4 protein-coding genes are annotated in these 3,157 nt (G+C 44.3%); 1 reads left to right on the top strand and 3 read right to left on the bottom strand.

Going from position 1 to position 3,157, the window contains the following annotated elements; genetic code table 11:
* The 3 genes from F7C14_RS04190 to F7C14_RS04180 form a co-directional block, all read right to left on the bottom strand.
* Window positions 1-269 (bottom strand): YkgJ family cysteine cluster protein (locus F7C14_RS04190; RefSeq protein WP_290900196.1); only part of this gene is annotated, 269 nt, incomplete at its 3' end.
* Complete coding sequence (locus F7C14_RS04185; protein WP_290900195.1) at window positions 253-1,410, bottom strand: asparagine synthase C-terminal domain-containing protein; 1,158 nt, start codon at window positions 1,408-1,410, stop codon at window positions 253-255. The genes F7C14_RS04185 and F7C14_RS04190, both read right to left, overlap by 17 nt.
* Before the next feature lie 136 nt (window positions 1,411-1,546).
* Complete coding sequence (locus F7C14_RS04180) at window positions 1,547-2,824, bottom strand: acetyl-CoA C-acetyltransferase (RefSeq protein ID WP_290900194.1); 1,278 nt, start codon at window positions 2,822-2,824, stop codon at window positions 1,547-1,549.
* Window positions 2,825-2,864: 40 nt separating this feature from the next.
* On the opposite strand from F7C14_RS04180, the gene F7C14_RS04175 reads away from it, so the two are divergent.
* Window positions 2,865-3,157, top strand: a 293-nt coding sequence (locus tag F7C14_RS04175; RefSeq protein ID WP_290900193.1) for a metallophosphoesterase, incomplete at its 3' end; no start/stop codon positions are given.

Raw genomic sequence — 3,157 nt, 5'->3', positions numbered from 1 at the left:
GCTCTTTTCCTCTCAACATCCCACACGATTGGGTAGAGCTTGCAGCCGAAAGGTCTGAATTCGTATATGGAACACTTGCCATTTCTCAGGAAAAAGCACTTGCCATTGACGTTCTTCAAAACCCTCACACCGTCTTTAATTTCGCTGAACTCATCAACCTTGTATCCAAGCTTTTCTATCCTCCTTATATCGTGCTTGCTCAGCTGCATCTCCGTCTCTTCACAGCACTTGTGACAGTTTATTTTTAGGCAATCAAGAACCACTTCCATGTCCAACTCTCTTAAGATATTCCTCAAGAGGTAGCTTTTCTTCTCTTGCAAGCTTTTCGAGAATTTTATACGTGCCGGTAGAGTACTGAATCGCTTTTTTATCCCTCATCGCTATTTCCTTGGGAATAACTTTTTTAGCAGCCTCTCTCAGCACGTACTTCCTTATCACACTTCCTTCCACCCTCTTAACTTTTTCACTTGCCGGAATTGCCAAAGCCACTTCTATCATGTCGAAGGAGAGGTATGGAAGAATAGGCATAACTTCGTTTTTGTAAGCTATCTTCGAGTCCCTCTCAAGGTTGTCTTCGCCAATCCTCCTTATGTCCTCTATCAGCGTATCCTCCAACGCTTTCCCCACAACATGCTCGTATCTCTTGTATCCTCCAAAAAGCTCGTCAGCTCCCTGTCCAAAAACGACTTTGTTGTAGCCAAGCTCCTTGGCAAACTTTGTTACGAAATAAACTGGTACAGCTATCGAAACCTGAAGCGTATTGGTGGTTTCGATACTCCCAACGATTCTCCTCAAGTTGTCTCTAACGTCCTTGGCTGAAAATCTGAAGATCTCTATCTCCCTCCCGAGCATATTAGCTGCTTCTCTCAACCACTCCTCCTCCTTTTCCGAGGCTGTAACGGAGATTAGCGGAGCGTCGTAAATTCCGGCTAAAAGTCCTGAATCTACTCCTCCTGAGAAAGAGATGCAAGCGTCTCTTATCTTCACCTTTTCGAGTATCTTTATTATCTCTTCAGCTGGATCGTCTACCGCTTTTTTCTCAAAAACGTCAAAGAAGCTGTAGGTTTTCCTGTAAATTACCTCTCCATCGTAGGAGATCTTCAAAACCTCTCCGGGCAGAACTTTCATCGGCTCTTCTTCGAAGTACCACTTAAACGAAGATATCGTCAGATCTTCGGAGAAGTAGATTGGTTTCGAGCCAAGAACATCTCTTGAGATGAAAACGTGGGAAGGTTTGAAAGAAACCACGTAGTAGAGCATTCTGTTCTCTATCGGAGCTTTTTCAGATATTTTCGGCTTTTCAGCAGCGTCGAAAAAAGTCAAGCCCTCTTGAACGGATGGATACCTTGTATTTGCGTAAATTCTCTCTATCTTGCCTTCCCTAACATCCGACGTTACGAATATTGACATTTTCCTAAATTCTTTGGGGATTTCTTTTTAAAATTTTTTCCGAAGAAGAACGGACGATCAATAGTTTTTCATAATCAACTTGGAAAACTTCTCCGCTTATTGTTTCGTTGGCGTAACAAGTTCAAAAAAGAGAAAATTAAATTCTCTCGAAAACCATCGCTATACCCATACCGCCTCCTATGCATAACGCCGCTAAGCCGAGATCCGCTTTTCTCCTTTCCATTTCGTGAATTAACGTGACGGTTATCCTTGCTCCGGTAGCCCCTATGGGGTGTCCCAAGCTTATCCCGCTTCCGTTGACATTCACCTTATTCAAATCGAGGTTCAATTCCTTAATTACAGCCAAAGCCTGGGCTGCAAAAGCTTCGTTCAGCTCGATAAGATCGATATCGTCTATGGAAACTCCCGCAAGCTTGCAAGCCTTCTTTATAGCGGGAATCGGCCCAAGACCCATGTAAGCGGGATCGATTCCGGCAGATGCGTAACTTAAGATTCTTACTTTAGCCTCAAGTCCGCTCTCTTCCGCTGCTTTGTCGTCCATTAAGAGCAGAGCAGCTGCTCCATCATTTATTCCGCTTGCGTTTCCAGCTGTGACCGTCCCGCCTTCTTTGAAAACCGGTGGAAGCTTAGCCAGCTTTTCCAAACTCGTATCCCTCCTCGGATGTTCGTCAGTATCAACAACTCTTTCCCCCTTCTTTTCCTTAACAACAACCGGAACTATTTCCTCCTTGAACTTTCCTTCGTCTATGGCTCTAACTGCCCTCATGTGGCTTTCAAAAGCGAGCTTATCCTGCTCTTCTCTGCTTATCTTATAAAGTTCCGCTATATTCTCCGCTGTCACACCCATGTGATATCCGTAGAATTTCTCCCAGAGACCGTCGTAAACCATTACATCTATGACCTCATCGTAAACGTTTATGCTCATTCTGTAACCCCATCTGGCTTTAAGCGAGGCATAGGGGGAGTTGCTCATGCTTTCCATTCCTCCAGCTATTATGCACTTCGCATTTCCCGAGCGTATCTCCGAAGCAGCTAAGGCTAACGCCTTCAGTCCAGAGCCGCAAACTTTGTTTACCGTGTATGCCGGAATCTCTTTGGGAACTCCGGCGAAAATTGATGCTTGCCTCGCCGGATTTTGTCCCTGTGCAGCCTGAATTACGTTGCCCATTATGACCTCGTCGATTACTATTTCATCTCCCTCGTAATCGAAGTACTTCTTTTCGAGTTCGATCATTCCTTTCTGAAGTTTCTCCGGGTAGAACTCGTAAGCTTCCTCGCTGGCTTTAGGTTTTACTTTTAGCTTTTTAAGAAGACCTTTGATGGCAATGCTTCCAAGCTCGTAAGCTTTCAAGCTCGCCAAACTCCCTCCAAATCTGCCAACGGGCGTTCTAACCCCATCGACGATAACTACCATGAACGAAAATTTTAGAAAGCAGCTAAATATTTTTCGAAATATGATCGAAGATTTGCTCGATGAGGCGATAAAACTCGCGGGAAAGAAATTTGTTGAAATAGAGGAAGAAAAAATAACGATTTTTGGTGATATTCATGGAGATTACTCGACAATGAAGAAGCTTATGAAAGACGCTCATGGATTTTTCATTTTTCTTGGGGACTACGAAGATAGGGGGAGAGAAGCTTTAGAGGTTTATGAGGAGGTGCTGAAGCTATACGTTGAAGGAAGAGCCGTTATGCTCAAGGGCAACCACGAAACCGGAGAAGCTTTTCCCCACGATTTTCCAGCTCT

This window comes from Ferroglobus sp., assembly GCF_015521575.1.
Taxonomy (GTDB): Archaea; Halobacteriota; Archaeoglobi; order Archaeoglobales; family Archaeoglobaceae; genus Ferroglobus.
Note: the sequence above shows the minus strand (reverse complement) of the source record. Positions and strands in the feature narration are given on the sequence as shown.